The 26,105-nt window shown below is 43.2% G+C and carries 25 protein-coding genes; 13 read left to right on the forward strand and 12 right to left on the reverse strand.

The genetic code is table 11. The features are described 5' to 3' along the window. Nucleotides 1-74: 74 nt before the first annotated feature. Nucleotides 75-1,895: a DUF885 domain-containing protein gene (locus GTQ48_RS07375; RefSeq protein WP_163105956.1), complete on the forward strand. Its 1,821-nt coding sequence runs from the start codon at nucleotides 75-77 to the stop codon at nucleotides 1,893-1,895. A 697-nt stretch (nucleotides 1,896-2,592) separates the two neighbouring features. Here the strand turns inward: GTQ48_RS07375 and GTQ48_RS07380 are convergent. The 7 genes from GTQ48_RS07380 to GTQ48_RS07410 form a co-directional block, all read right to left on the reverse strand. Beyond that, complete coding sequence (locus GTQ48_RS07380) at nucleotides 2,593-3,519, reverse strand: hypothetical protein (protein WP_163105958.1); 927 nt, start codon at nucleotides 3,517-3,519, stop codon at nucleotides 2,593-2,595. Nucleotides 3,520-3,570: 51 nt separating this feature from the next. Further along, complete coding sequence (locus tag GTQ48_RS07385) at nucleotides 3,571-3,789, reverse strand: hypothetical protein (protein WP_163105960.1); 219 nt, start codon at nucleotides 3,787-3,789, stop codon at nucleotides 3,571-3,573. Between the two features lie 310 nt (nucleotides 3,790-4,099). Further along, a complete protein-coding gene (locus GTQ48_RS07390) occupies nucleotides 4,100-4,522 on the reverse strand; it encodes a hypothetical protein (protein WP_163105962.1) in 423 nt (140 codons plus the stop codon). Beyond that, nucleotides 4,503-5,360 carry a hypothetical protein gene (locus tag GTQ48_RS07395; protein WP_163105964.1) on the reverse strand — a complete coding sequence of 286 codons (858 nt, stop codon included), beginning with the start codon at nucleotides 5,358-5,360 and terminating at the stop codon, nucleotides 4,503-4,505. The genes GTQ48_RS07390 and GTQ48_RS07395 overlap by 20 nt, the downstream gene beginning before the upstream one ends. Nucleotides 5,361-5,563: 203 nt before the next feature. Next, nucleotides 5,564-7,204, reverse strand: coding sequence for a chaperonin GroEL (gene groL / locus GTQ48_RS07400; RefSeq protein ID WP_163105966.1), 1,641 nt, complete (start codon nucleotides 7,202-7,204; stop codon nucleotides 5,564-5,566). 40 nt (nucleotides 7,205-7,244) lie between these two features. Continuing rightward, nucleotides 7,245-7,535: a co-chaperone GroES gene (locus GTQ48_RS07405; protein WP_163105968.1), complete on the reverse strand. Its 291-nt coding sequence runs from the start codon at nucleotides 7,533-7,535 to the stop codon at nucleotides 7,245-7,247. Nucleotides 7,536-7,810: 275 nt separating this feature from the next. After that, a complete protein-coding gene (locus GTQ48_RS07410) occupies nucleotides 7,811-8,368 on the reverse strand; it encodes an FxsA family protein (protein ID WP_163105970.1) in 558 nt (185 codons plus the stop codon). A gap of 629 nt (nucleotides 8,369-8,997) precedes the next feature. Here GTQ48_RS07410 and GTQ48_RS07415 point away from each other — a divergent pair. The 6 genes from GTQ48_RS07415 (at nucleotide 8,998) to GTQ48_RS07440 (ending at nucleotide 15,214) form a co-directional block, all read left to right on the forward strand. Continuing rightward, entirely contained in the window at nucleotides 8,998-10,803 is a 1,806-nt protein-coding gene (locus GTQ48_RS07415) for a protein-disulfide reductase DsbD (protein WP_163106167.1), read from the forward strand. Between the two features lie 112 nt (nucleotides 10,804-10,915). Then, a complete protein-coding gene (locus GTQ48_RS07420; RefSeq protein WP_239060038.1) occupies nucleotides 10,916-11,707 on the forward strand; it encodes a M23 family metallopeptidase in 792 nt (263 codons plus the stop codon). A 294-nt stretch (nucleotides 11,708-12,001) separates the two neighbouring features. Next, nucleotides 12,002-12,442 carry a type II 3-dehydroquinate dehydratase gene (aroQ, locus tag GTQ48_RS07425; RefSeq protein ID WP_163105972.1) on the forward strand — a complete coding sequence of 147 codons (441 nt, stop codon included), beginning with the start codon at nucleotides 12,002-12,004 and terminating at the stop codon, nucleotides 12,440-12,442. 14 nt (nucleotides 12,443-12,456) lie between these two features. Then, nucleotides 12,457-12,912, forward strand: coding sequence for an acetyl-CoA carboxylase biotin carboxyl carrier protein (accB, locus tag GTQ48_RS07430; RefSeq protein WP_163105974.1), 456 nt, complete (start codon nucleotides 12,457-12,459; stop codon nucleotides 12,910-12,912). A gap of 14 nt (nucleotides 12,913-12,926) precedes the next feature. Beyond that, a complete protein-coding gene (gene accC / locus GTQ48_RS07435; RefSeq protein ID WP_163105976.1) occupies nucleotides 12,927-14,270 on the forward strand; it encodes an acetyl-CoA carboxylase biotin carboxylase subunit in 1,344 nt (447 codons plus the stop codon). A 515-nt stretch (nucleotides 14,271-14,785) separates the two neighbouring features. Next, nucleotides 14,786-15,214 carry a hypothetical protein gene (locus GTQ48_RS07440; RefSeq protein ID WP_163105978.1) on the forward strand — a complete coding sequence of 143 codons (429 nt, stop codon included), beginning with the start codon at nucleotides 14,786-14,788 and terminating at the stop codon, nucleotides 15,212-15,214. A gap of 38 nt (nucleotides 15,215-15,252) precedes the next feature. On the opposite strand, the gene GTQ48_RS07445 is transcribed toward GTQ48_RS07440, so the two are convergent. The 3 genes from GTQ48_RS07445 to GTQ48_RS07455 form a co-directional block, all read right to left on the reverse strand. Then, on the reverse strand, nucleotides 15,253-15,525 hold the full coding sequence (locus GTQ48_RS07445) for a TIGR03643 family protein (protein ID WP_163105979.1): 273 nt from the start codon (nucleotides 15,523-15,525) through the stop codon (nucleotides 15,253-15,255). 238 nt (nucleotides 15,526-15,763) lie between these two features. Beyond that, nucleotides 15,764-17,908: an exonuclease domain-containing protein gene (locus GTQ48_RS07450; RefSeq protein ID WP_163106171.1), complete on the reverse strand. Its 2,145-nt coding sequence runs from the start codon at nucleotides 17,906-17,908 to the stop codon at nucleotides 15,764-15,766. Between the two features lie 158 nt (nucleotides 17,909-18,066). Continuing rightward, on the reverse strand, nucleotides 18,067-18,357 hold the full coding sequence (locus tag GTQ48_RS07455; RefSeq protein ID WP_269518192.1) for a hypothetical protein: 291 nt from the start codon (nucleotides 18,355-18,357) through the stop codon (nucleotides 18,067-18,069). 239 nt (nucleotides 18,358-18,596) lie between these two features. On the opposite strand from GTQ48_RS07455, the gene GTQ48_RS07460 reads away from it, so the two are divergent. The 3 genes from GTQ48_RS07460 (at nucleotide 18,597) to GTQ48_RS07470 (ending at nucleotide 19,926) form a co-directional block, all read left to right on the forward strand. Beyond that, complete coding sequence (locus GTQ48_RS07460; protein ID WP_032097608.1) at nucleotides 18,597-18,788, forward strand: zinc ribbon domain-containing protein; 192 nt, start codon at nucleotides 18,597-18,599, stop codon at nucleotides 18,786-18,788. After that, nucleotides 18,781-19,410, forward strand: coding sequence for a flavin reductase family protein (locus tag GTQ48_RS07465; RefSeq protein WP_163105983.1), 630 nt, complete (start codon nucleotides 18,781-18,783; stop codon nucleotides 19,408-19,410). The genes GTQ48_RS07460 and GTQ48_RS07465 overlap by 8 nt, the downstream gene beginning before the upstream one ends. Before the next feature lie 222 nt (nucleotides 19,411-19,632). Then, nucleotides 19,633-19,926 (forward strand): high-potential iron-sulfur protein, encoded by a 294-nt coding sequence (locus tag GTQ48_RS07470; protein WP_032097606.1) that lies wholly within the window; start codon nucleotides 19,633-19,635, stop codon nucleotides 19,924-19,926. Between the two features lie 276 nt (nucleotides 19,927-20,202). Here the strand turns inward: GTQ48_RS07470 and GTQ48_RS07475 are convergent, their stop codons facing one another. Then, nucleotides 20,203-21,819, reverse strand: a complete 1,617-nt coding sequence (locus GTQ48_RS07475; protein ID WP_163105985.1) for an amidase — start codon at nucleotides 21,817-21,819, stop codon at nucleotides 20,203-20,205. 290 nt (nucleotides 21,820-22,109) lie between these two features. Here GTQ48_RS07475 and GTQ48_RS07480 point away from each other — a divergent pair, with 290 nt between their 5' ends. Next, nucleotides 22,110-22,700 (forward strand): hypothetical protein, encoded by a 591-nt coding sequence (locus GTQ48_RS07480; protein ID WP_163105986.1) that lies wholly within the window; start codon nucleotides 22,110-22,112, stop codon nucleotides 22,698-22,700. A gap of 81 nt (nucleotides 22,701-22,781) precedes the next feature. On the opposite strand, the gene GTQ48_RS07485 is transcribed toward GTQ48_RS07480, so the two are convergent. Next, nucleotides 22,782-23,543, reverse strand: coding sequence for a substrate-binding periplasmic protein (locus GTQ48_RS07485; RefSeq protein WP_163105988.1), 762 nt, complete (start codon nucleotides 23,541-23,543; stop codon nucleotides 22,782-22,784). A 253-nt stretch (nucleotides 23,544-23,796) separates the two neighbouring features. On the opposite strand from GTQ48_RS07485, the gene prmA reads away from it, so the two are divergent. Both prmA and dusB read left to right on the forward strand, forming a co-directional pair. After that, entirely contained in the window at nucleotides 23,797-24,675 is an 879-nt protein-coding gene (gene prmA, locus GTQ48_RS07490; protein ID WP_163105989.1) for a 50S ribosomal protein L11 methyltransferase, read from the forward strand. A gap of 410 nt (nucleotides 24,676-25,085) precedes the next feature. After that, nucleotides 25,086-26,084 (forward strand): tRNA dihydrouridine synthase DusB, encoded by a 999-nt coding sequence (gene dusB / locus GTQ48_RS07495; protein WP_032097760.1) that lies wholly within the window; start codon nucleotides 25,086-25,088, stop codon nucleotides 26,082-26,084. Nucleotides 26,085-26,105 lie beyond the last annotated feature (21 nt).

Below are 26,105 nucleotides of genomic sequence, written 5' to 3' on the forward strand. Positions count from 1 at the left end.
CCATTAATCTGGTTTACTTTGTGGCGCAAATTCCGCTAACGTAGAGTGGGAATAAAATGTGGACAATAAAAATAATGAAACGATTTTTTAAATGGATTGGTACAGGTTTACTGGTTGTTGTACTGCTTGGCGGCAGCTTCGCTGCTCACGAATGGTATGCAGATAAACCCTTTTACTTTAATAATTTTTTAAACAGAGAAATGGTAAAGGTTGCGTTTGATAGCCCTGAAACTTTAACGTCGTTGGGCTTTTTAGAGTCTGTGGGTATTAAAGGTCATAATTCAGAACTCGACGATGCAAGCCCCGAGAAAGGCGAAGCCCTTTTTGATAAAGCCCGAGGCATTAGGCAAGTTATCGTCGATTACGATAATGAAGACTTAAGTAAAGACGAGCTACTTTCTAAAAAAATTACTCTTTATTTACTGGATTATTTAATTGGCAACGAGCCATTTCAGTATCACACCTATCCTGTAAACCAACTATTTGGTGTGCAAAACGGCTTTCCAAGCTTCATGCAGGGTCAACATCAGATTAATGATGCAACCGATGTTGAAAATTACCTAAGTCGCTTAGGCGCGGTAGATGAAAAGTTTGCTCAAGTACTTGAAGGGCTAAAACTGCGTGAGGAAAAAGGCATTATTCCTCCCCAATTTGTTATTACTCGCGTGCTCGATGAAATGAACGGCTTTGTTGCTTCGCCGCTTAACGAGAACATTTTGTATAGCTCGTTAAAAGAGAAAATGGCTGATGTAGAAACACTGTCGCAAGAACAGCAGGATGAGTTCTTGGCTAAAGCCGAAGCGCGCATTAACGATGATGTAAATCGCGCTTATCAGCTATTTATCGACTACTTCACAACACTACAGGCAAAGGCAGGTAACGATCACGGTTATTGGCACTTACCCGACGGCGATAAAGTATACGCCAACGCCCTTCGCTTTTTCACTACCACCGATATGACTGCAGACGAAATTCACAATATCGGCTTAAAAGAGGTTGCTCGAATTCAAGGCGAAATGCTGACAATTCTTGAAGGCGAAGGCTACGACGTAACGTTAGGGTTTACAAAAGCAATGGATGCCCTTGCAGCAGACCCTTCTCATTACTATGAAGACAGTGATGCTGGCCGTGAACAAATACTCAAAGACTATCAAACCATTCTTGATGAAATTGAAGAAGGTATGAGCGAGGTTTTCCGTATTCGTCCCGAAGCAGGCATGGAAGTAGTGCGCATTCCTGAGTTTAAGGAAAAAACTGCACCTGGTGCGTATTATCAGCAGCCAGCCATAGACGGTTCAAGACCGGGCCGCTTTTTCGCTAATCTTTACGATATAAAGGCTACACCTAAATACAGTATGCGAACGCTGGCCTACCACGAAGGTATTCCAGGCCATCATTTTCAAATAGCGTTAGCGATGGAAATGGAGGGCATGCCTTTTATTCGAAAAATGTCGCCATTCACTGCCTATACAGAAGGATGGGCGCTGTACTCAGAGTATTTAGCGTGGGAAATGGGCTTTCAAGACAATCCACTGGACAATCTTGGTCGACTTCAAGCGGAATTGTTTAGAGCCGTACGCTTAGTGGTAGATACTGGAATTCACCAAAAACGCTGGACCCGAGAAGAAGCCATCGACTACATGGCAAGTAACACAGGTATGGCATTAAGCGATGTAACCTCGGAAATTGAACGCTATATTGTGATGCCAGGCCAAGCGACATCATACAAGGTTGGCATGCTTAAAATTTTGGAACTGCGAGAAAAAGCGAAAACTGCCTTGGGCGATAAGTTCGACCTAAGAGACTTTCATGATGTGGTGCTGAAAAATGGCGCAGTGCCTCTGGCAATCCTCGAGGAATTAATCGACGCTTACATTGAAGAGAAGAGTATATAAAAGCATACATGACCTACAAGATTTACAATTTGTGGGTCATGGTTTTTTGGTGTTTGGCTCAATTATTTTCCGCCACTTGCTCCATCAGTAGGGACTCGTTTCTGATAAACAAACTGTGAATAGCGGCTTTAACCATATTCCGTCTCTCTAAAACGATTTTATTAATATCACCTTCAATCGTTAAAAAATTTTACAGATTTGCGATTTCAATGCTGTTCTAATATATCTTTACTGGAGAGTGTCTTTAATAATTCGCAGTATATTCAAAATATACAGTGTGTTCTTTGGTGCCATCGCATAGCCTTTCGTTAGGCATAATTCTTCGTCTTATCGAAAAAATACTACTTTCAAGTTTAAATAATTGATATGACAGATTGCTAAAAAAAATCGTTCTTCGTTCGCAATTCAATTATACATAAACGTTTCAGCTGAAGAGCTAACCGGAGTGCTGCCATACGAAAATCAAATAACGTAATTAAATTGACTATTTGCATCTGAGAAAAACCTTAGTCCAAACTTATTTACTTTGTGGTCTTTGCACCTAATGGATATATTGGTGAGAGAAAATCTACCTACTTTCTGCCAGATAAAAATCAAGCAAGTTGAGAAAAATCTCCTTATTCATTAATATAAAAAGACAGGATTTAGTGACGTTAGTAAACATATTTCCTTAAGCTTTACACTATAGCTATAGAATTCAAACTCCGGTTTTGCAAGCGCTTTTGATATCAGAAATTTTAAAGTACGACACGCTAACAACTGAAGAAAATGGAAAGCTCACTCTGAAAGACTCAGATAAGCTCTCTGCGAGCTGTATTCTTGGATCATTTATAGGTGTATTATTCAAACTTGCACCCCGCTTGTCGCTTTCTGATATATCTATCAACTCCGTTGCAATATTTTCATGGAGCTCATTGATTTTGAACTTTTGATCATCGTCTCGGTAACCTGACGCAACCGGAATAATACTGAAGGCATCGTCTTCTGCATGTATGCTTTCCATTTTGTCCGCAAAAACATATCCAACATATGCTTTCCCTGTAGACAAAGAAACGAGTACCGGATTCCATTTGAGTGTGGCCTCAAAAAGATGAAGCTTAAACTCATTTTTTTCAGCGGCTTTGTATCGATGTACTTTAAGAAGCCTTTTCGCTTTTTTAAGAGTAATTTTGGCTTTTTTAAACTCTTTTATGTAGTCATTTTCATTACCAGATTTCTTTTGAGCCTTTACGTACACTCCAGCAAAGAATTCATTGATATTGTGAGACAAAAAAATCTTCGCAATGCTCAGTAAGTTGGTTAACCAAGTATATATTACCGATACGCAAAACGTTGCTAGGGTTATAAAGAGAAGCTTATAAGGGGCCCATGAGTCGAATATGTTTAATAAATATTGCCCGTATGTTTGTCCATCACCAAATACAGATTCTTCATTCGCTAGAGTCTTTAATACGGGAACAGTAAAAAAATAAAAAAAACCAGCAGCAACCAAAAATTTGCTTCCCGAAAAAAGCAGCCGATAAAACAACAAGTAACCTGTCATTCGTTTTATTGCATATTTATGTTTATAGCTTTTTTCATTGTAAAAGTATCCGGACAAAGCAATAGCCGAAACAATAAACAACGTTCCCTGTATCGATATCAAAAGTACTTCCTCTACCGTCCTTCGCTGTATTCAGATTACTCTAGGAGCTTTATCGCTTGCAGATGACTCTAGAAGCTTTCTCGCCTGAGTATTTACCGTTTTATTATCTACTAAAGATCTGAAATTAACTTGAAAGCCAGACGCTTCAATCTCCAAATCAACAACTGGCGTATCTCGCTCTCTTCTAATTCTGTTAGACATCGCTACATCAAACTGCCGCTTCAAAAGAGTGTTAAAAAATTCTTTCATTCGAAATCCACTGGGGTAATCCCTTAATAATCATGTACGTTTTTTATACTACCACTTCACACTAGATCGTTCAATTTAATTGGTTGAAAGACATGCGTTATATAAACCTACTATCTATTTTTCAGTATCGCTAATACAATAATGCAATGACAAACCAAACTACATTTAATGTTAATCGAAATCAGGGTGGCATGTAAGCATCTATACTAATCAACTTACAAAAATTTGCGCCCGACGCTGCTATTTAAATTGCAGACCATTACTGCTTGTGTTGGAAAATTTGGTTTCAAGAAAGTTCATTCAGCTTACTCTACTCCTCACTTTTCAACATCTCTGTGACGATACCATCTGTAAAATATTTCAAACTTGCCCAAGCAAATAGTGCAATCTGGAGGATACCGAGATAGAGGTTTGGCTCAATCAGCATCAAAATATATATCACCAATGAAATGACAACGCCAATAAGGCGCCTAGCAAAATAAAAGACAAACATGCTAGATTGAATTTCCTTACCTCTAGCGACAACAGCCTTTGAAAGGTTGGCTACATTTTGCCCAAATATTATACAGGAAGCTAAAGACCAATCACCTGCTAATAAAATGGATTGCCAGCTTTTAAAATGAAGCAGTTTGATAAGCACTAAGATAATTAGAGGTAACAAAACAAAGAGATAGCCAGCTGTAAGATTCGCTAATAGCACCCGCTTTTTATGGTTAGTTATCGAAGAGGCCACTTTGAGTACCTTTATAACGCTCAATGCTCAATACGTTTGTGATTTTAGCGTTCTTGATCTCTGTACCCGTTGGTAAATCATATACGTCATACTCTATCTCGGCAGTTACCACGTCTTTTGCGCTGATAGGTGCTATGTCAACCTCTTGATACCGCTTCAACCATTCTTCGTTTTGAACTTTTGCATAGAAAGTCAGGTTGTTTTTAAGAGCAGTTACAGCCCATGCCTGAGAGCCCTGATTAACTGAGATTTTGACCCTGATTTGTAATTGACCTTTGAAATGGCTGACTTTTGCTGAAAACATTTCCTTCGGGTCACCAGTGAAACGCCACATCATGTTCATATCGCTCCGACTCGTAGACGAACTAATCCGCAAAGTTTCTCCATTCATAGTACTATCATTCGCAGCAGAAAGTGATTGGAGAACTTCAGCTAATCTTTTAGGGTCGACGATAGGTGGATTTATGGCTTCTCCTGTTGAATCTAACGCTCGAGTCAGTCGCTCCTCTAGACCTTGGGCTATTGCCATTACTTCTTCTTCTGAAGAGGTTTCTTCAACTGCTGTTAAATCACTATGCAGATGCACAGCTGAGTCAAATATTGACTCAGCTACTAGACTTTTCAAGCGCCCTTTTGCTGCCCCCAATCTGCTTTTAATGGAGCCGTGATTGACGGAGATTAACTGAAAAGTAAAATCATCCTTTAAACCAATAGACTCTGCTAGTAGATTTCCTAAATCGTCGTAGCTTTTGACATATTTTGCCATTGTATCGAAGACTGCGGCGGGATTACTGCGGTTAGGCAGGTAGTCATATTTCAACTCTAAATCAGATTCCATTCCTATTCTCTACTTTTTATTTTCTAATCAAATCTTAACGCTTACCGACTCAAATACAACAAAAAAGGCGCTGAGTCTAAACCCAACGCCTTTTTTAACGCTTCTTATTGTCCTACATCACTGTCTACATTTGAGTATACTTAACTGTACACATCAAATATAAACCCTTAATTTTTAAAGGACTATAAGAGACAGCAATTGATTTACATCATGCCGCCCATTCCGCCCATGCCGCCCATATCAGGCATTGCAGGAGCTGCTTCGTCTTTAGGTAGCTCAGCAACCATCGCTTCAGTAGTGATCATAAGTGAAGCAATTGATGCTGCAAACTGTAGTGCAGAACGCGTTACTTTAGTTGGGTCAAGAATACCCATCTCTAGCATGTCGCCGTACGTGTCGTTGCCAGCGTTGTAACCGTAGTTACCTTCGCCGCCTTTAACAGCGTTAACAACAACAGACGCTTCTGCACCGGCATTGCTCGCGATTTGACGTAGAGGCGATTCCATTGCACGTAGCGCAAGTTTAATACCTACAGTTTGGTCTTCGTTGTCACCCGTTAGGTCAGCAAGCTTAGCTGCTGCACGAACTAGGGCAACACCACCACCAGGTACTACGCCTTCTTCAACCGCTGCACGCGTTGCGTGTAGTGCATCTTCAACGCGGTCTTTCTTCTCTTTCATTTCTACTTCAGTTGCTGCACCAACTTTAATTACTGCAACACCACCAGAAAGCTTAGCTAAACGCTCTTGAAGCTTTTCTTTGTCGTAGTCAGATGAAGAGTCTTCAATTTGACCTTTAATTTGTGCACAACGACCTTCAATCGCTTCTTCGTCGCCGTTACCATCAACAATAGTCGTGTTGTCTTTGTTGATAACTACGCGCTTCGCTGTACCAAGATCTTCTAGCTGCACTTTTTCAAGGTCTAGACCAATCTCTTCAGAGATTACTGTACCGCCTGTAAGTACCGCGATGTCTTGAAGCATTGCTTTACGACGGTCGCCGAAACCAGGTGCTTTAACCGCAGCCACTTTCACAATGCCGCGCATGTTGTTTACAACTAGAGTTGCTAGCGCTTCGCCTTCAACATCTTCAGCCATAATGAGTAGTGGCTTACCAGCTTTCGCTACGCCTTCAAGCGTTGGAAGCAATTCACGGATGTTAGAAATTTTCTTATCTACTAACAAGATGAATGGGCTATCTAGTTCAACAGTACCGTTTTCTTGGTTGTTGATGAAGTAAGGAGATAGGTAACCACGGTCGAACTGCATACCTTCAACAACGTCTAGTTCGTTTTGAAGTGCTTGACCTTCTTCTACAGTGATAACGCCTTCTTTACCTACTTTTTCCATTGCTTGTGCAATGATGTCACCAACTTCTACATCTGAGTTAGCTGAGATAGTACCAACTTGTGCGATAGACTTGCTGTCTGCACAGTCTGTAGAAAGTGCTTTAAGCTCAGCAACCGCTGCGATAACAGCCTTATCGATACCGCGCTTAAGATCCATTGGGTTCATACCCGCAGCAACAGACTTGTGGCCTTCAGTAACGATAGCTTGTGCAAGCACAGTAGCGGTAGTTGTACCGTCACCCGCTTCATCGTTCGCTTTAGAGGCTACTTCTTTCACCATCTGTGCGCCCATGTTCTCAAACTTGTCTTCAAGTTCGATTTCTTTCGCTACAGATACACCATCTTTAGTAATGGTAGGTGCGCCGAAAGACTTGTCTAAAACAACGTTACGGCCTTTAGGACCAAGCGTTACTTTTACTGCGTTTGCTAGCGTGTTTACGCCTTTAAGCATTTTTGTGCGAGCGTCGTCACCAAAACGTACTTCTTTAGCTGCCATGATTCAATTCCTCTCTAATTCGGTTAAACGTTAGTCGTTATTACTCAACAATCGCTAGGATGTCGCTTTCGCTAAGGATTAGAACTTCTTCACCATCCAGCTTTTCTGTTTTAACGCCGTAACCGTCACTGAAAATAACGGTGTCGCCAACTTTTACGTCTAGCGCTTTAATATCACCATTCTCAAGTATGCGACCATTACCCACAGCGATGACTTCACCGCGAGTTGATTTTTCTGCTGCAGAACCAGTCAGAACGATACCGCCTGCAGATTTACTTTCTTGCTCTGCGCGTTTAATTATTACGCGGTCGTGTAAAGGACGAATTGCCATTTTCAAGTCTCCTGAAAATTCCACTATTCAAATTAAAGAATATTCAACATTCACTGTTTTGAATGTTGATTGCCTGGAACGCTCATTGCTGAGCAGTTAAAATGTTATCTGCACGGATAAATGGGGCAGTACCCAAACAAGTTCAAGTGTTTTTCCACAAAAAAATGTAAAAAAATTGATTTTTTTGCGAAATACACGTGTTTGGGGGGATTAGTTTGAGGATGAGACGGCTCAGCATCAAATCAAAACCTACTCGCTAGCGGTATCAAGTAGGTTTACTTCAAACGCTTGTCTTCGTCGTTTTGCGTATTGTCCGTGTATTCACCTTCAATCACATCGTCTTTGTTCTTCGCTGATGTATTAAATGGCGAACCATTACTATCAAAGGGATCATTACCAAAGGGGCTTTGTTGTCCGTTTGTATTGAAGCCACTTGCGCCTGGTCCAGCACCACCAGCTCCCGCACCGGGCATAACAACGCGCATTTTCATGTGCTTGCTCACCTGCGCAGCAAGTAAATGTCGCGTTCCGGGTAATACAAACATGAAACCTAATATGTCGGTGATAAAGCCTGGGGTCACTAATAATACGCCAGCCACCACTAGCATTAACCCTTCAACAAGCTCTTTTCCCGGCATTTCGTTGCGCTGCATTTTTGCCTGCGCGGTTTGAAGGGTACTTATCCCCTCACGCTTTACAAAATAAGAGCCAATGAAAGCGGTAAGAATAACAATCCCTATTGTGTTCCAACCGCCAATAATGCTGCCAACATTAACCAGTAAGGCGATTTCTAAAATAGGAAGTACGGCAAATAAAATGAATAAAACCCGCAAGGTGAGTCCTCTTTAAACAGTCTATTAAGTGATATATGGGTGTTGAGCCCAAAAGCAATCAAAGGTTCGTTTGCTTTCGGTTAAATACAGGTTCAATACGACCGATAACTACTGCTATCGAAAACCGTGAGCTAGCTACACTTGCGTGAAACAATATTTGGACACCAACGGTCTAACTATCTATCAGTTCTACTTTATATCCGATTTACTTTACGTCAGTTTTACTATGACTCAATCACTTGCAGTAATTTACCATACTCTATTTCAGGACGGGATAACCGCTGTTACGAAAGTATGCAGCTGTTAAGTAGATAGTCTTGCCCTTATTTACGGTGAAGTATATCTAACCCTATACCGTATTTTGGTATAGTTAAGCACCTTTTGTAAGGTCGGCGTGTATAAACGCTAGTAAAAGTACAGAACCAGTACTAATTCATTACTAAGCTAATACTTGGCCAATACAAAGAAAACACCGAGCACATTAGCAATTGCGCTGACTTTACTGGCAGTAGCTTAAAATAAGCAATTTAGAACTCACAATAGAAGTTGAAGTTATTAATATGATTAATGCCCTACTAAACCGAGTGTCGACATTATCTCTGCCCCGTCGAACGTGTGCTTTTACCACAATGGTATTTTTAATTTTTCTTCTTTTAGTGAACGCGTTATCAGTAACCGCCGCTGCGCAAGCACAATTCCCCAACAGCCTAGACAACGCATTCTCACAAGAGCCTGAGTTTTTAGACGTTGAGCAGGCGTTTGCCTTCGACTTCAAACAAAAAGACAGCACCCTAACGCTAACATTTACTATTGCAGATGGTTATTACCTGTATAAAAAGCAGTTTAAATACGTCGCTAAAGACGCCGCAATAGGCGAAGCTATCTACCCAAAAGGGGTAATAATTGAAGATGAGTTTTACGGCAAGTCGGAAGTGTTTTATAACAGCGTCAGCATAACGCTTCCCCTAGAAGAGGCCTCTTCTGATGGCGTGGTGAAAGTGCGTTATCAAGGCTGTGCAGATGCTGGGCTTTGCTACCCACCCACGATAAAAGTCGTTTATCTCAATGAAATCGTTAGTGATGGGCAAGTAGCAGCTCAAAATGGCGTTTTAGCACCAGAGAGTGAACAGTTTTCCCTTGCCAACAGGTTAATTAATAAAGAAAACCTCCCTCTTACTCTGATGTTATTCTTTATCTTGGGTATCGGCCTTGCGTTTACTCCTTGTGTATTCCCTATGTACCCCATTGTGTCAGGCATTGTTATTGGTCAGGGTAATACAAAAAGCCTCTCTCATTCTTTTTGGCTTACCTTTGTTTACGTACAAGGCATGGCAATTACCTACTCTCTACTTGGATTGGTTGTGGCAGTAGCGGGGGCGCAATTTCAAGCGGCGCTTCAGCACCCTGTTGTGCTAGGTGTTTTCATTGCTTTATTTGCCACGTTAGCCGTGGCCCTGTTTGGCGGTTTTGAAATACAACTGCCTGCAAAGTGGCAAGAAAAGCTCACCTCAGCAAGCAACAGCCAAACCCCCGGCAGCTTCGTGGGCGTATTTATTATGGGCGTGCTGTCGGGGCTCATTGCCTCGCCGTGCACCACTGCGCCACTTACCGGCATATTGTTATTCATCGCACAAACGGGCGATATGACCCTTGGATTTATTTCCCTCTATTTACTAAGTATTGGCATGGGCATTCCGCTGATCATATTTGGCGTTACAGGCGGAAAATTGCTGCCAAAAGCGGGGAACTGGATGAACGTCGTTAAGGTAACATTCGGCTTCATGATGCTGGCCGTCGCCATAGTGTTTGTAGAGCGGTTGTGGAACAGCTTGTATTCAGACTTTTTGTGGGCAGCACTTGGCTTCGGTTTATTTGGGTACTATTGGAAGTTAAATCGCGCGACGCCTAACAGCAAAATGAAGTTATTGCGGGCCATGTTGGTAGCGGCAGGCGTTATGGGAAGTGCAGGCATTACTTATCAAACCGGGGAAAACGTTGGGCTTTGGGGCGAAAAAGTGACTCACCCTGAATTTATTAAGGCAAGAGATCTTACCGATTTACAGCAGAAGATAGCAAAGGCTAACGACAACGGCCAAACGGTAATGGTAGACCTTTACGCCGACTGGTGCACGGCGTGTAAAGAGTTCGAGAAATACACCTTCCCAGATCAAAACGTGGTTAACGCGCTGAGCAATACCGTATGGATGCAGATGGACCTTACCGATAACACGCCACAGCGTCAGGAAGTGTTTGATAAATTTGAAGTGCTTGGCTTACCGACTATTTTATTTTTTGATAAAAAAGGTGAAGAGTTGAGACAGTCACGGGTAACCGGGTTTATGAAAGCCGATGACTTCGCAACGCACGTTAACAATGCGCTTGCCGACAGTGCGCTTACTGGCAGCGCCGCTGCAGATAATGCCCGCGACGAGTAGCATCATCACTCTGCGGCGTGGACTACATAAGTGGCAAGGTAAGTGGCTACATAAAAAACCTGCGAATGATCGGTTACGAGCATTCTTTGTGTGGGCGTTGGATGCTTGGCCCTTGATTGCTTGGGCTTTATTTATTTGGCCATGGCCCCTTCAGGCATCAGCAACTCACGCCTTATCCACACAGCGAGAGGGTTGCTTTGATGAGCGCCGCTTTTGCTTTTTGTTAAGTGAAAAAGACGACACCAGCGGTAGCTATGTCATACGCGTTCAGCGTTACATCGATTTACCCGTAGCTTTAACGCTGTATTCAACAGACCTAGGTTATACAGCCCACGCCAATGCTTTTTTAGCTAATAACGATCCTATTGTTTTAGGAGAGACCCAGTCACCATCTCGCTTTTTCTCCACCATGCGCGTGAAATGGACAGTAGGTAATATTAGTGCCGCTCACAATAGTGAATATCGTTATGCGTCTCCGTTGCAACCTCAACAAAACTACCCTATTGTGCAGGGCGTTAACGGAAAGTTTAGTCACTTTGGTGTATCTAAATATGCTCTGGATTTTGGTGCTAGTGAAGGCACACCGGTGCTTGCGGCGCGAGGGGGTATTGTTATAGACACCAAGCGCAATGGGAAAAAAGGCGGACCTACTCCAGATTTCGCGAAACATGCAAATTACGTTGCCATTTTGCATGACGATGGAACCACCGGTGAATATTATCACCTCAAATATGAAGGTGTTGTGGTAAAACGAGAGCAACGAATTACCCAAGGGCAACTTATCGGGTACACCGGAAATACCGGCTTTTCGTCTCTTCCCCACCTGCATTTCGGCGTATACGTGGCAAAATTTCACGGTCGCTATCAAAGCGTTCCGTTTTCACTACAGAACTCTCGCCTTTAGCTTACAACTTTTCAAGAAATCGCTGAAAACCACGCATGGCAGGTGATACACCGCTTGAAAAAGCAACGTTTCATTAACAATAAAAACACCCAAACCACGTTTGTGTAGCGAAAACTTTGCGTCGAAAACACCTGATTAGACCAGTATTTTGCTGCTAAATCTTTCTCTATCTCTATAATCAACACATAAACTTAAAAACGGAACCGGTTATTGGCTTTTTTTCGTGCAACTGACGGCAAACTTTGTTGAAATAACGAATACCACGACAGTTACACGAAGATAGCAGCAAATTAGATGAATATTTTGTTATTAAATGGCCCTAACTTAAATATGTTAGGCCAAAGAGAACCCGACAAGTATGGCACGCAAACTTTGCAAGACATCGTTGATGACTTGCAAGCTCAAGCTGCCTCCAGCGATGTGACGCTTTCGCATTTTCAGTCTAACTCTGAGCATGCACTTATTGAGCGCATACACGACGCTATGGGTAATACAGATGCCATCATCATTAACCCTGCTGCATTCACGCACACAAGTGTGGCCATCCGCGACGCGCTCTTGAGTGTGAGCATTCCGTTTATCGAAGTTCATTTGTCGAATGTTCACGCTCGTGAACCTTTTCGTCATCATTCCTATTTTTCTGATGTTGCAGCTGGTGTCATTGTTGGCCTTGGCCCTATGGGCTATTCCCTTGCACTAACCGCAGCAATCAATTTACCGAAATCGCAAAAATAACGCAGAGAAAGAACATGGATATTAGAAAGATAAAGAAACTCATCGAGCTAGTTGAAGAGTCTGGTGTAGCTGAACTAGAAATTACCGAGGGTGAAGAGTCAGTACGTATTCACCGTGGTCCAACTGGCGTTCATGCCCCAGTAAACTACAGCTTTGCAGCACCGGCGGCGCCACAACAACCGCCAGCACAAGCCCCAGCTGCGCCCGAAGCAGTATCTGAACCAGCAGCACCAACCGGCCATGTGGTTAAATCGCCAATGGTAGGAACCTTCTATCGCGCGTCTTCACCTACTGCAAAAGCGTTTGCCGAAGTAGGTCAGCAAGTTAAAGTTGGCGATACACTTTGTATTGTTGAAGCCATGAAAATGATGAACCAAATCGAGTCTGATAAAGCCGGTGTTGTTAAAGCAATCTTAGTAGAGAACCAAGATCCGGTTGAATTCGACCAACCTATGTTCATCATCGAATAAGTGAGCAATTCACAATGTTAGATAAAGTACTTATTGCTAACCGTGGTGAAATTGCCCTACGTATTTTGAGAGCCTGTAAAGAACTAGGCATCAAGACAGTAGCCGTGCACTCCACTGCGGATAAAAATTTAAAGCACGTATTACTCGCCGATGAATCCATTTGTATCGGAAAAGCGTCTGCAACCGAGAGTTACCTGAATATTCCTCGTATTATTGCAGCAGCAGAAGTAACTAATTCAATTGCTATCCACCCTGGCTACGGCTTCTTAGCGGAAAATGCTGATTTTGCAGAAGCAGTAGAAAAAAGCGGTTTTATCTTTATTGGCCCAACTGCAGACACCATTAACCTGATGGGCGATAAAGTATCAGCTATCAATGCAATGAAAAAAGCAGGGGTGCCTTGTGTTCCTGGTTCTGATGGTCCGTTGACAGACGATAACGAGCGCAATAAAACCATAGCCAAACGCATTGGTTACCCAATCATTGTTAAAGCTGCTGGTGGCGGTGGTGGTCGCGGAATGCGTGTAGTGCGCAGCGAAGGCGAGCTCGTAAAAGCCATAGAAACTACTCAAGCAGAAGCAGGCGCCGCTTTTGGCAACCCCACTGTCTACATGGAAAAGTTCTTGGAGAACCCTCGCCACGTAGAGATACAGGTACTGGCCGATGGGCAAGGTAACGCTATTCACTTAGGTGAGCGAGACTGTTCTATGCAGCGTCGTCACCAAAAAGTGGTAGAAGAAGCGCCAGCACCTGGAATTTCGGAGCAAATGCGAACCAAAATTGGCGATCGCTGCCGCAGAGCGTGTGTTGAAATAAACTATCGTGGTGCGGGAACCTTTGAGTTCCTATACGAGAACGGCGAGTTTTATTTCATTGAAATGAATACGCGTATTCAAGTAGAGCACCCAGTATCTGAGATGATCACAGGCGTAGATTTAATCAAAGAGCAGCTTCGTATAGCTGCAGGTCAGCCTCTGTCTATTGACCAGTCGCAAATTCAAATTCGCGGCCACGCTATTGAATGCCGTATTAACGCTGAAGACCCTCAAACTTTTATTCCAAGCCCTGGTTTAATCAATATGTTTCATGCTCCAGGTGGCTTGGGTATTCGTTGGGAATCACACATTTACTCGGGCTACACGGTTCCTCCGTATTACGATTCTATGATAGGCAAACTTATCGCTTACGGTGAAAGTCGTGATGAAGCGATTGCTCGAATGCGCCATGCATTAGAAGAAATTGTAATAGAGGGAATAAAAACAAATATTCCGCTTCAACGCTCTATCATGGCAGATGAAAACTTCTTTGCCGGTGGCACTAATATTCACTACCTTGAAAAGAAACTAGGCCTAGCCTGATCCCCCTTGGGTTGCACTGCTGTTTAAGTGCAGCCCAACTTTATGCCCCTTTTAATTCTTTTGGTTTTTCGTTTCCTGTTGATTCTAATTTAACGATTACAACAATCAATTTTTACTGTTTTTCTTGTTCAAACTACACGCCTATACTTACCACAAGTTTAAACGTCTCCCGTAATGACTTTTTTTTCTTTTTGTGTGTTTTACCTTATGGAGCGTGTCTCCACTTCAGCCGGTGCCTTGCACCGGCTTTTTTATGCCTGCTATTCGAGCGTACTGGGAGAAACGCGCAAAAAAAAAGGCCCACCAAACGGTGGGCCAAACAGCAAGAACGCGTACACACTTTAACAGTGCGTGAATAGATACGACCCGTAATTTGCACAAGTTCATATATAAAAGATTACTTATTTTTAACCTCTACGCCTTTAAACTACGGCACTAGTTCTTTAGACTTTAGGCTAATGACAAGGAAGCAAACTACAGCCTTAGGGACACTTCACGACGTTTAAGGTAGTACTATGCAAAGCCGTTACAAACAGCTTAAAGAGAAACTCCCGATTTCCAGATTGTCTGACGATGTGCTCCTCGCCCTGCGGGTTTTGTATGACGACCCTCTCGATATTGTCGATTTAAAGCAAGATATCGACGACCTAACGCTTTACCCCGAAAGACTTCAAGACAGCTATAGAAAAGAATGGGAAACCTACGTGTTAAAAGCGTTGGCTGAGGATTTAAAAAGGGATGAGGCGTTGTCCGCTAATGAGTTTATCGAAAACATTATGCAGCGGGTTGAAGAGGTGGAACAAAACAATACCGCTTACGCTGCCTACCGGCCGCTGGTAGCCCAAGCTAAAACCATTAATGAATCGGGCAATACCCTTGTATTCCCCAGCCCATTTCGACAGCAACTTATGGCCTTTTTATTGCCCGTAAGCACAGTAGAATAACCCCAGAAAACTGCCTTCAAAGCGCCTGCTAACAGGCGCTATTTATTGGCACTTTTAACCTTGTACTGAGACGGACAATAACCTCGGTCTACACCTTCTGGCCGTAAACTCAAGTGCTTGGTTTTGCGGCCAGATACACGAGCACGCCAATTTTTAAAGGTCTTGTGTTTAAGGTTTTTACGCATCAGCTTGATTACCTCTTTTTCAGGCAATCCAAAAAGCTTTTCGATGGCTTCAAATGGCGTTCTGTCTTCCCACGCCATCTCTATGACTCGTGACTGTTGTTCTTCGTCTAACATGATTGTACTCATAAACGGTTTTGCTCGGTCTAAGGTAAAAGCGATTCTCAAATTGAAGCGCTCTCTCATTAAACGCTTTTTTCAACGTTGTTTTTTACAGTGCTTACCTTGCATATGATAACGCTTGTGTAGCGCAATATTTAGTAAAGCTTTGTGATATCAATTCATACGAAAAAATATCGTCTTCGTTCAACTTTTATTAGAACGCGCTGTGCTGGTCGCTTACTTAGTCGATAACCTTGATAGTAACCTAGTCGTTCGCCAAGTCATTTACTTCGTCATCTTTTTCAAATGCCAGTTTTAGCAACTCAGCAGCTGCCTTTGCATCGGAGAGAGCTCGGTGATGACGCTCCATCGAAATGTAGAAGTGCTTAGTTAAATTGGCCAATGAATAAGAGGGCAACCCAGGGTGCGTGCGTCGCATTTCTCTCACCGTGCACATTTTCGGGCGCCGGAATGACTGCTCTAGGCGGGCAAATTCTTGTTTAATAAAACCGTAGTCGAAGTTGACATTGTGGGCTACAAATACCGCATCCTCAGTAAATTCTGCAATATCATTGGCAACCTCAGAAAAAAGCGGCGCATCTTTTACCATCTCATCTGAGATGCCTGTCAGCCGAGTAATATTTGAAGGAATACGGCGTTGAGGGTTCAGTAACGTTTGGTAACGAGCTACCTCTTCACCAGCAATAAGTTTCACCATACCTATTTCAGTAATACGGTTATAGCTGTTGTTCCCGCCAGTTGTCTCTATATCAACTACAACGTAGGGCTGTTCTGGGTCGCGTACCCAGTTTACGGTAGTGACAGCTACTTCAAACCCAGCCTGCTGCAAACGCTGAATAGACACTAGCTGGTTGCGTCGCAACTGATCTCCCGGCGCTTTAATCTCTTCAAATCGCAACCCGTTTTCGTACACCATTATATCGGGAAAGCCATCTCTTAGGCTTTCAAAGTCTTTGCACATCATTCGCAATAAGCTGTGAATAGACTGAAGCTTCCCATGGCGAAGTAATGCCTCTATGGGCGCTAAAAGCCGACTAGACCACATGAACAAGCTGTTCACCTTGCCGTAGTGCTGCGTCGCCATTTTTTGAATATGAAATAGCAATTTTTCCGGCGTATCTAACGACGACAGCAACGCTTCAATACTGGTTTCAAATTTGGCGTAAAAGTTATTCTGCTTAAGCGAAAGTGGACGTCGGTCAAACTCTGTTACTAAGGTATCCTCTTCATAAAGCTGCTTCCAAAACGTCAATCCAAAAAGGCTTCGCCACAATCGGTTTTCTGTGCGCCAGCCTTCAATACCTTGTCTGGCATAGTAGGCCAGCACGCCCCGCTCAACCTGCTGATTTTGGCTAACATCAATCGATAATTCTCTACTGGCATTACGCAGCATATCGGTAACCGTACTGGTACGCTTTTTGTTGTACTTGCGCGCATAGAAATCTTCAGCAAATGCCAATAACGTATCCGATTGCGGGTTATCAATAATGTACTCAAGTTCACTTTTCACTTCGTCAACGCAGCCGAGTTTATAGCTTTCTCTTATCCATTTTTCTTTCCCTTTATCGCTGTCTGCCAAACGTAGAATATTAAGGCCTTTTTGCTTGTCTTCGTCTAATAGCTTTAATCCTAATGCGTACAGCAATTGATCTTTATAAAACCCTGCGGACACACCTTCGGTACTAGGAAAGTCGCTATCAGCGAGGCTAAGCAAAGTCTCTGTGTGATAAAACGGAATTTGCGTGTAGTGGTTTGCGTAAAACCACGCAGCTTCTGTATCTGACTTACTCTCAAATCGGGCAACATCGGTTACAGAATCTGAACGAGTGCGCATAACGCCTAAATCTCTCATGGAGAATTGATTTAAGCGGCTCTTCGTATTGCCAAAATATAAAAATAATAGGAAGCGCAGTGCATCGTTAAACAAACACACTAAATAGTTATCGATAGAAAAGCGGCTAGGCCATCCATTAGCTCGTATTTCATTACCAAGTAGTGTCACTAATTTTGGCTTAGTGAGTGAGGACAGCCCTTGCGTACTGCCGTAATCCGCCAACAGTGTTAAAATAGCATCTTTGGTAAGCACTCCGGCTATGTCATTAAACGAGGCGTTCGTGAGGTCGCCAAACCACCCGCTTTCTATAAGACTGTTTATTTGAGCTTGAGGCGTGTTAATTTCTGCGTAATTAAATTGTGTTCGGTCAATAATCGCATATTTACGGTTAGCCGCGCGTACGATAATGCACTGCTTGTCATCGTCTAACGCGTTAAAACGCTCGATAAACGATGCGGCCTCATCAGAGAGCAGTGTCGCGCTTGCCCCCTCAAAAAAGCTGAGGAACTCATGAAAATGAGTGAGGTAATAGCGGGGAGGTAGATCTTTTCGCACTTTTCGCATTTGGCCAGCAGCCCAGTCAATTAAAAATAGTCAGTTAAAGATATTTGGGTACAGCTAATGGTTATAGCCACTCAAGCTATGCTTTCTTAAATCACAGCGACCCGAATCATAACAAAACACTTATTATAGTGTATATTTATACAGCTTCATTAATCAACCTTTACCCGCTGTTTACTTACCCAGCTAAAAAACGATGCCAACTGTTCATCGGCTAGTAATAGCGGCAATGTGCAGAGGTTTTTGGCCAGAGTCATTTCATCGTAAAAGCGGTGAATACCGCTATGACACTGCCTGCAAACATGCACACCTTCTTGGCGCTCGGCTTTTGTATAATGCTTCTTGAAATATTGACGCCTGTGCATTTTTTTCGGAATAAGATGATGATATGTCAGTCGCGTCTTACGTTTGCAGCAAGGACATATCCCAACAGTGTTTGCCACACCAACCACCTCACTATTGTTTAAATACCCAATTGATAGCCTAAGCATTTAAGCTTGGGCGTATTGATTTAATCATTAATACCGAAAATACTGGCACCTGATCACTAATCTGTTCCCCAAGGTTTTCGATAAGTCACCCAATAAAATCATTCAACAAGCAATGCATAAGAAGTTAAAAACAATCCACCCATTGGTAATAAGCGTATTTATAGTAAATTAGAAAAACATGGAATTAAGATATGAGTTTGACACGCGCAATGGGCTTTTCCTGCCCGTATTGTATGGCACCTAATGACGTTGAAATTGATGAAATAAACGACGTTGGTCAAGTGCAGGTATTAGACTGCCAAGTTTGCTGTCAACCCATCGAATTAAGAGTGTTTCAGCACGGTGAAGAACTTTCTATAGAGGCAGAAAGAGAAAATGACTGACCGTATGACTCGCGATGATTTAGACAACTTAGAGCAGCGCTACCGCGCTAATCTAATTAATAGTTTGTCTGGCTTTAAATCTGCGGTGTTGCTGGGCACCACAGATGGGAAAACTAATAACTTAGCCGTTATTAGTTCAGTAGTTCATATAGGTGCTAACCCGCCGCTACTTGGCATGATAATGCGTCCGCATACTGTGCAGCGAGATTCATTGGATAATATTAAGCAGCAGGGCTTTTACACCTTAAATCACGTGAATACACAGTGGGCTGATAAAGCACACCAAACCTCGGCCCGCTACGAGCAAGATGAAAGCGAATTCGATGCCGTGGGACTAACACCTTTTTTCAGCGATACGTTTAGTGCGCCTTATGTTAAAGAAAGCGAAGTAAACATTGGTCTTAAAGTAGCTCAGCATTTTAGCTTGCTCAATAATACCGAAATGGTAATTGGTGAAATCCAAGAAGTCTTTTTTGCTAAAGATGCCCTTGATAAAGATGGGTATCTTGATATTGAGGCTTTAAACACTGCGTCAATCAGCGGGCTAGATAGCTATCATTCTAGCAAACGGCTGGCGAGGTACGCATACGCTAAGCCAAATGTACCCCTTGAAACAAAGTAAACTTTTAAGCACAGACGCTGTCCTATTGTGTATGAATGGCAATAGTTAAAATTTTATTAATCGATTAAAACTGAGTTTTGCGCAATTTTTGTCGATCTTTACTGAAAAAGCGTTAGTATAAAGTATGTATCAAAAAACCTGCCCTTTCTGGGCAGGTTTTTTGCGTTTAAGGCACTGAATAAAAAAGAATCATTATCGTTTCTATCTCATTGGGAGAATGTTATGAAATCTGTTAATCGCCGCGACTTTATGAAATTCACGGGCTCAACGTTAATAGGGTTAACCCTAGGCGGCGTTGCACTGCGTGCACAAGCTCAAGAACAACTGAGCGCAGACGATGCCACTGCAAAGGCCCTTAATTACACGCCAGCTTCAACTGTTGATGGTGCAAAATGCAGTAACTGCATGTACGTACAGGGCGCCGATGGCGAACCACACCGTCCATGTAATATCTTCCCTGGCAAACTGGTTAATGCAAACGGCTGGTGTAGTGCTTGGGTTAAAAAGCCTGGCTAGGTAGCGTGTCTTTCACTGTTGGCTTATCGGTGCTGTCTCAAATGTATGGTTAATGACAGTGCTAACGTAGCGGTAGTTTCGCAAGCGCTGAACTTCATTGAAGATTAGTGGCTTCCAGCGAGGCAGAGTGAACAATGAAGAACAAGCTGTTAAGCACTCATTACACAATTGTTATGTAAACCAATAATAGAAAAGAGCCTCAACACATGGTGTTGAGGCTCTTTTTTTGTGTTTCAGTTATAAGACGTTGTTAGCTCCTCATAGAGGAACTAAGCCCTAGTTGGACGTCACGTTTTCAGTAATAGATTCAAGCTCAGGCGCATCAAATCGTGAAGGTAAAAGACCCGGAGTGATAGAAAAACCATGCTTGGCTTCAAAAACACTACCAATTCGCAATACCTTTTCATCCATCCACTTACCCGCGATGAAGCTAAGTCCAACAGGAAGGTTTTTAATGTCATCAACAGGTACGGTTAAATGTGGGTACCCTGCTACCGCAGCTAAATAGCCAACGCCGATAAACCCGCCTGGCGAGTGATCGCCATACACCCCGTCGATTAAAAACGAAGGACTGTTCGAAGGAGAAACCAAAACGTCAACATTGTGCTGCTGCATTAGTGTATCGATGCCGTTGGTTCCTGCGGTTTTCTGAATCAGTGAAAGTGCCGACTTATATTCCTCGCTATCGATGGCTGCGGCTTTTAGCGACTTTTCAAAAATGTCTTGATTGAACAACGCTAGCTCTCGTTTATCTGTTTTGTTAAAAGCGATAAGTGCTTGTAAATCTCTCGCAGGAATATCTGCAGGCGAGTCGGCTAAATACTCGTTAATCGAGGAATGGAACTCACTTAACAGAACGTTATACGAGTCTGCCCAAAAGCTATCTGGCTGGTCGAAGTCGTCAATATCAACAAGGGTAGCGCCTGCATTTTCCAGGCTGCTTAACGCATTTTCATAGGCTGCGAGTATATGAGGGTTATCGCCCTGTCTGAAACGTACCACACCAATTCTTACACCTTTTAAATCAGTAGCAATAAGCGATGAATTAGGCTGTTGAATAAGGTGCTTGCCCGCATCGGCTGTGGCGCTGTCCCTTGCATCTTCGCCGGCCATGATAGACGCCATTAACCATGCATCTTGCACGTTATTTGTCATTGGCCCAGCAGTATCTTGGCTAAATGAAATAGGGACAATATGAGTGCGAGAAAGCATACCTACTGTTGGTTTAAAGCCAACCACACCGTTCATTGAAGACGGGCAGATAATAGAGCCATTTGTCTCAGTACCTACGGCAAGAGAGGCTAGGCGAAGGGCCATAGCGGCGCCAGAACCTGATGAAGAGCCACAGGCGCTTCTCGATAATAAGTGTGGATTACGTGTTAACCCGCCCACTGCACTCCATCCACTAATTGACGACTCCGAGCGAAAGTTTGCCCACTCTGATAAGTTCGTTTTACCTAATATAATGGCATCTGCTGCTTTTAGCTTAGCCACAATCGGCGCGTCGCGACCCGTTGTATTGTTCAGCAGTGCCATCGATCCCGCGGTGGTTGCCATCTCGCTTGTTTCAATATTATCTTTTAGTAAAACGGGAATTCCGGCTAATGCGCCGACGCTTTCGCCATTCTTAATTTTTGCATCAATGCGCTTAGCTTGCTCAAGGGCTTGGGTATTGATAGCCAGTACACTGTTTGTTTCAGTATCTAGGCGCTCAATGCGAGCTAAATAGCCAGATACCAAATCATACGACGATAATTCGCCAGACTGAATAGCGCCGGCTTGGGCATACGCCGGTTTATCCAGCCATTGTGATGCCGTGTTTTGCTGTTTACTTGTTGTTGTGCATGCGCCGCACAGCGCTACAAATATGAGTAGATACCACTTCTTTATCATTATTTTTCCCTTATTTTGCAACACAACTACTCAAAAGCCTGTTGGCGAACTGCCTTCAGCGTAAATAGCGGTGTAATTTTATTAACGCGCTTTTTTGCGTGCTTTTTTCGCATTAACTACTTTTAATACTATGCAGCAAAAATAGTTCATTTGTAACGAAAATAACTACCTTAAGCTGGCGGTATGTAGACCCTAAATGGAAAATAAACGTGCCACAAAATTAAGCAACAGAGGTTGCGAATAACGTACTTAGCAACTAATGTTATACATTCAACTTATAAGGATATTGTATGAATCGCTTCTTTATTGCTTCGGCTATCCTCGCCGTCGCGGCATCCTCCGCGGTTGCCAACCAAACCAAAGCACCAAACACGGCTTATGTACTCCAACTTTCAAGCAACCTGAACTGTGACAAGCTCGATATTGAATTAGTCCCTCAGTCTAATGCGAACACCCAGCGCCTCACATTTACGACAAGTGCGTTTGCAGCGGCAGAATTAGAAACGGGCACTTACCATTTCGGTAAGGTAAGTTGCGCTAAAGAAGGTAAAGTAAATACCTGGAATATCCTTGAAGGGCAGCTGGCCGCACTTTCATTGTCGGAAAGTAAAATTTATTACGGTGGCAAAATCATATTGAGAGAAGACTCAATGGCAAACAACAATGAGTCACCAGATGTTCTGGAGAATTGCCCAAGAAGCATAAGTCGGGCTCGAGGAGCCTCTAGCGATTCATGTCGGGATGGTGTGGGCGTGAACTCATCGTCAAAAGGAACGGTGGAAGCGTTCGCCCCCTCTGTAACCGAACAAGACATTGCCGCGGTGAGAAAGGCATTTAAAGCAACAGAAACAAGCCTTACTTATTTACCACTACGTGGATAGCTTTTTAAATAGTTAAGCGTTTTTTTTGTTCTGTAAAGCGCACTAATAAAGGTGCGCTATAAACGGTGTGCGATTAAAAAGCTAGTTAGAAAGAGTAGCGAACACACTTTCTGACTCGCTCCATTTAAGCCCATACTTTTCTAGTAAGGCTTGGTAACGACCGCTTTCAATAATTACAGACAAACTGTGATTAAACGCCTCACGAAGCTCTTTATTAGGAATAGCCGCTCGATAGGTAGAAATAGGAAAGAGTTCATGAAACACCACATCATCGGTTTTATACCTGTCGTCGTTTAGTTTGAAGTAAGAAAAAATATTTCTGTCCATCACCGCCACATCAACACTGCCTAGCATTAGCATGTCGACTTGTCGCGCTTGTTTTGCCATTTCTAAATAGGTCGGCTGCGAAGACAGCGTTGCTTCAAACCTTCTACCAAGTACTGATGTGGCAGTTTGAAAGGCCACCACACTCTTTGTCTTTAGCGCTTCAATACTATCAATGTGAAGATTTCTGTCTGAACGTGTTATCGCAACATTTTGATAAGCAATGTATGGATTAGAGAGGATATCTTCCGATACTGCATGAGAAGGCGTCAGCGTTAGCGCAATATCAACAGCCTCTTGATTAATGACCTTTGTCGTTCTGCCATAGGGCAGATAGAGCACTTTTGCACTGTGCCCCATATCGCTGAGAATAGCGCGTACTAGATCAACTTCAAATCCACTGTCATTGGCAGAATTCACGTATGGCGGCTTATCCATCCCCACAAGTACCTCTACTTCTCGAGACTGCACGTTAAAAGCAGCTAGCAGCATAAAAAGAGGTAAAAGCGGTGATCGCATATGTAAGTGATTCTCATTTAAGAATAAGTGAGCGTCAATAATACAAGCTTGTAGATAAGTTGGTAGTCGACAAAAGATTAAGTTTTAATCAAAATGCTAACTTTTCGAAAGCGTGTTTATTGAGAAGAACATAGCAAAAAGGAGCTGTAAAACTAGGGTATGCCCTAATGAACACTATTTTTATCAGCCGCCGGATTTCGTTTACGTCAGGTGAAAGGTACAATACCGCCAAATACGTTAACGGCACACGACTATGGCTTGGCTACAACTACGAATTAACACCACTTCGGAACACGCAGATGCAATTGGCGATATGCTAAGTGCCAATGGCTCCCAAGCAGTCACTTACGTGGACGCGAAAGATACCCCCATGTATGAACCTAAGCCTGGCGAAGTGCTGCTTTGGCCCGACACGCAAGTGGTTGGTCTCTTTGAAGCCGACGCTGATATGAAACGTATTTTAGAACGATTAGCCAAAGCAAAAGTGCTGGGCCCAGACTTCAAATACAAGCTTGAACCACTAGAAGACAAAGACTGGGAACGGGAGTGGATGGACAACTTCCACCCCATGCAGTTTGGAGAACGGCTGTGGATATGTCCTAGCTGGCGGGACGTTCCTGATCCTAATGCCGTTAATGTGATGCTCGACCCCGGTCTTGCCTTTGGTACGGGCACCCACCCCACGACTGCCTTATGTTTACGCTGGTTAGATGGTATCGACATGACTGACAAAACCGTGGTGGACTTCGGCTGTGGCTCCGGCATTTTGGCGTTAGCCGCCTTAAAACTGGGCGCCAAACGTGTAATTGGAATTGATATCGACCCTCAGGCTTTACAAGCCACAAAAGAAAATGCCCGCAGAAATGGGGTAGAAGACCGCCTAGACGTGTTCTTACCTGAAAACCAGCCAGTGCTAGAGGCAGACGTGGTTGTTGCCAATATACTCTCTGGCCCTCTTCTTGAGCTGCGAGAAGTCATTACGGGATATTGTAAATCCGATGGACTGCTCGTGCTGTCGGGTATTTTAGCTGAGCAGGTACCCACTATTGAGCAGGCCTATGCGAACAATATCTCACTTGAGCCAAGTGCAATTGACGGTGAATGGGCGAGAGTATCCGGACACAAACATTAGTGCTGCGCGCTCAATAAGACATCACCTGTGATATTTTTTGCTCACTGAACCCGCATACATTTTCAGCCTCTCAGTGTTGCGCAATACGGTAAATCGATAAAAAGCAGGATGTAGTTGTTAAATTTTTTCACATTACATCCCTTTTAACTCGTGGCTTTCACGTCTTAAGCACAAAATTTCACCAGTATTTATGCGTTAGATTACTAACGAGACAGATTTTTTTCGCTGTCAATACCGATAAGTGAAATTTTGTGTGATTTTTAGCCTTTTCAAGCATTGCGAAAACACGTACACTTAGCGCCCCGTTTTAGCCGGGTGTATAATTTCTGTGCAATTATAAATGGTGGGCTTCTCGTTAACTTATGCAACAACCTATGCAACCAACTGTGCAAAAGCCTTTGCAACAACCTTTGCAAATTGGACCATATAAGTTAGATAACAATTTGATGTTAGCTCCCATGGCTGGCGTAACTGACCGACCGTTTCGTCAATTATGCAAGCGCTTAGGCGCAGGTCTTGTAGTGTCTGAGATGCTGTCGAGTAATCCGAAAGTGTGGAATACCGCAAAGTCGCAGGCGCGCATGAACCATGAGGGCGAAGAAGGAATTCGCTCTGTACAGATAGCGGGTGCCGATCCTGAGCTTATGGCGCAAGCAGCGCAATTTAATGTTGAGAATGGTGCGCAAATCATCGACATCAATATGGGTTGTCCTGCTAAGAAGGTGAATAAGAAGCTTGCAGGTTCAGCACTGCTTCAGTACCCAGACACAGTGGAAAGTATCATCAAAGCAGTGGTTAACGCTGTCGATGTTCCCGTAACACTGAAAATACGTACCGGTTGGAATCCAGAAAATCGCAATGGGGTAGATATTGCCCGCATTGCAGAGCAAAACGGCATACAGTCGCTTGCTGTTCACGGTAGAACAAAAGCTTGTATGTATAAAGGAGAAGCAGAGTACGACACCATACGCCGAATAAAGGCGGCAATATCAATACCTGTTATTGCAAATGGTGATATTACTTCTCCGCAAAAGGCACAAGAGGTACTGAATTACACTGGTGCAGATGGCGTTATGGTAGGTCGCGGCGCGCAAGGTAAACCTTGGATTTTTAAACAAATTCAACATTATCTTGAAACGGGCGAAACCTTGGCTCCACCGCCACTGTCACAACAGTTTGAGATTTTGTACGAACACGTAACGAACGTACAGGGTTTCTACGGTGACACAGCCGGTGTAAGAATAGCCCGAAAGCACGTGGGCTGGTATCTCTCGGAGCATGATACGGATCGTCAGTTTCGTAAAACGTTTAACGCTATCGATGATGCTACTGAGCAACTCGATGCACTAAATGCATATTTTCAAGCGCTGCAGACTAGAGAAAACCGACAGATTTCTCCCGCAGCATAGTGATGACTAACTAAAGAGCAA

This window comes from Alteromonas genovensis (assembly GCF_010500895.1).
GTDB classification, from domain to species: domain Bacteria; phylum Pseudomonadota; class Gammaproteobacteria; order Enterobacterales; family Alteromonadaceae; genus Alteromonas; species Alteromonas genovensis.

Bases quoted from the DNA above. Each gene is read 5' to 3' on its own strand.
- GTQ48_RS07480 (WP_163105986.1), top strand. From the start codon at position 22,110: ATGAATCGCTTCTTTATTGCTTCGGCTATCCTCGCCGTCGCGGCATCC.
- prmA (WP_163105989.1), top strand. From the start codon at position 23,797: ATGGCTTGGCTACAACTACGAATTAACACCACTTCGGAACACGCAGAT.
- GTQ48_RS07385 (WP_163105960.1), bottom strand. From the start codon at position 3,789: ATGAAAGAATTTTTTAACACTCTTTTGAAGCGGCAGTTTGATGTAGCG.
- GTQ48_RS07440 (WP_163105978.1), top strand. From the start codon at position 14,786: ATGCAAAGCCGTTACAAACAGCTTAAAGAGAAACTCCCGATTTCCAGA.
- GTQ48_RS07465 (WP_163105983.1), top strand. From the start codon at position 18,781: ATGACTGACCGTATGACTCGCGATGATTTAGACAACTTAGAGCAGCGC.
- GTQ48_RS07445 (WP_163105979.1), bottom strand. From the start codon at position 15,525: ATGAGTACAATCATGTTAGACGAAGAACAACAGTCACGAGTCATAGAG.
- GTQ48_RS07415 (WP_163106167.1), top strand. From the start codon at position 8,998: ATGGTATTTTTAATTTTTCTTCTTTTAGTGAACGCGTTATCAGTAACC.
- GTQ48_RS07485 (WP_163105988.1), bottom strand. From the start codon at position 23,543: ATGCGATCACCGCTTTTACCTCTTTTTATGCTGCTAGCTGCTTTTAAC.
- GTQ48_RS07375 (WP_163105956.1), top strand. From the start codon at position 75: ATGAAACGATTTTTTAAATGGATTGGTACAGGTTTACTGGTTGTTGTA.
- GTQ48_RS07460 (WP_032097608.1), top strand. From the start codon at position 18,597: ATGAGTTTGACACGCGCAATGGGCTTTTCCTGCCCGTATTGTATGGCA.
- accC (WP_163105976.1), top strand. From the start codon at position 12,927: ATGTTAGATAAAGTACTTATTGCTAACCGTGGTGAAATTGCCCTACGT.
- accB (WP_163105974.1), top strand. From the start codon at position 12,457: ATGGATATTAGAAAGATAAAGAAACTCATCGAGCTAGTTGAAGAGTCT.
- aroQ (WP_163105972.1), top strand. From the start codon at position 12,002: ATGAATATTTTGTTATTAAATGGCCCTAACTTAAATATGTTAGGCCAA.
- GTQ48_RS07405 (WP_163105968.1), bottom strand. From the start codon at position 7,535: ATGGCAATTCGTCCTTTACACGACCGCGTAATAATTAAACGCGCAGAG.
- groL (WP_163105966.1), bottom strand. From the start codon at position 7,204: ATGGCAGCTAAAGAAGTACGTTTTGGTGACGACGCTCGCACAAAAATG.
- GTQ48_RS07395 (WP_163105964.1), bottom strand. From the start codon at position 5,360: ATGGAATCTGATTTAGAGTTGAAATATGACTACCTGCCTAACCGCAGT.
- GTQ48_RS07470 (WP_032097606.1), top strand. From the start codon at position 19,633: ATGAAATCTGTTAATCGCCGCGACTTTATGAAATTCACGGGCTCAACG.
- GTQ48_RS07475 (WP_163105985.1), bottom strand. From the start codon at position 21,819: ATGATAAAGAAGTGGTATCTACTCATATTTGTAGCGCTGTGCGGCGCA.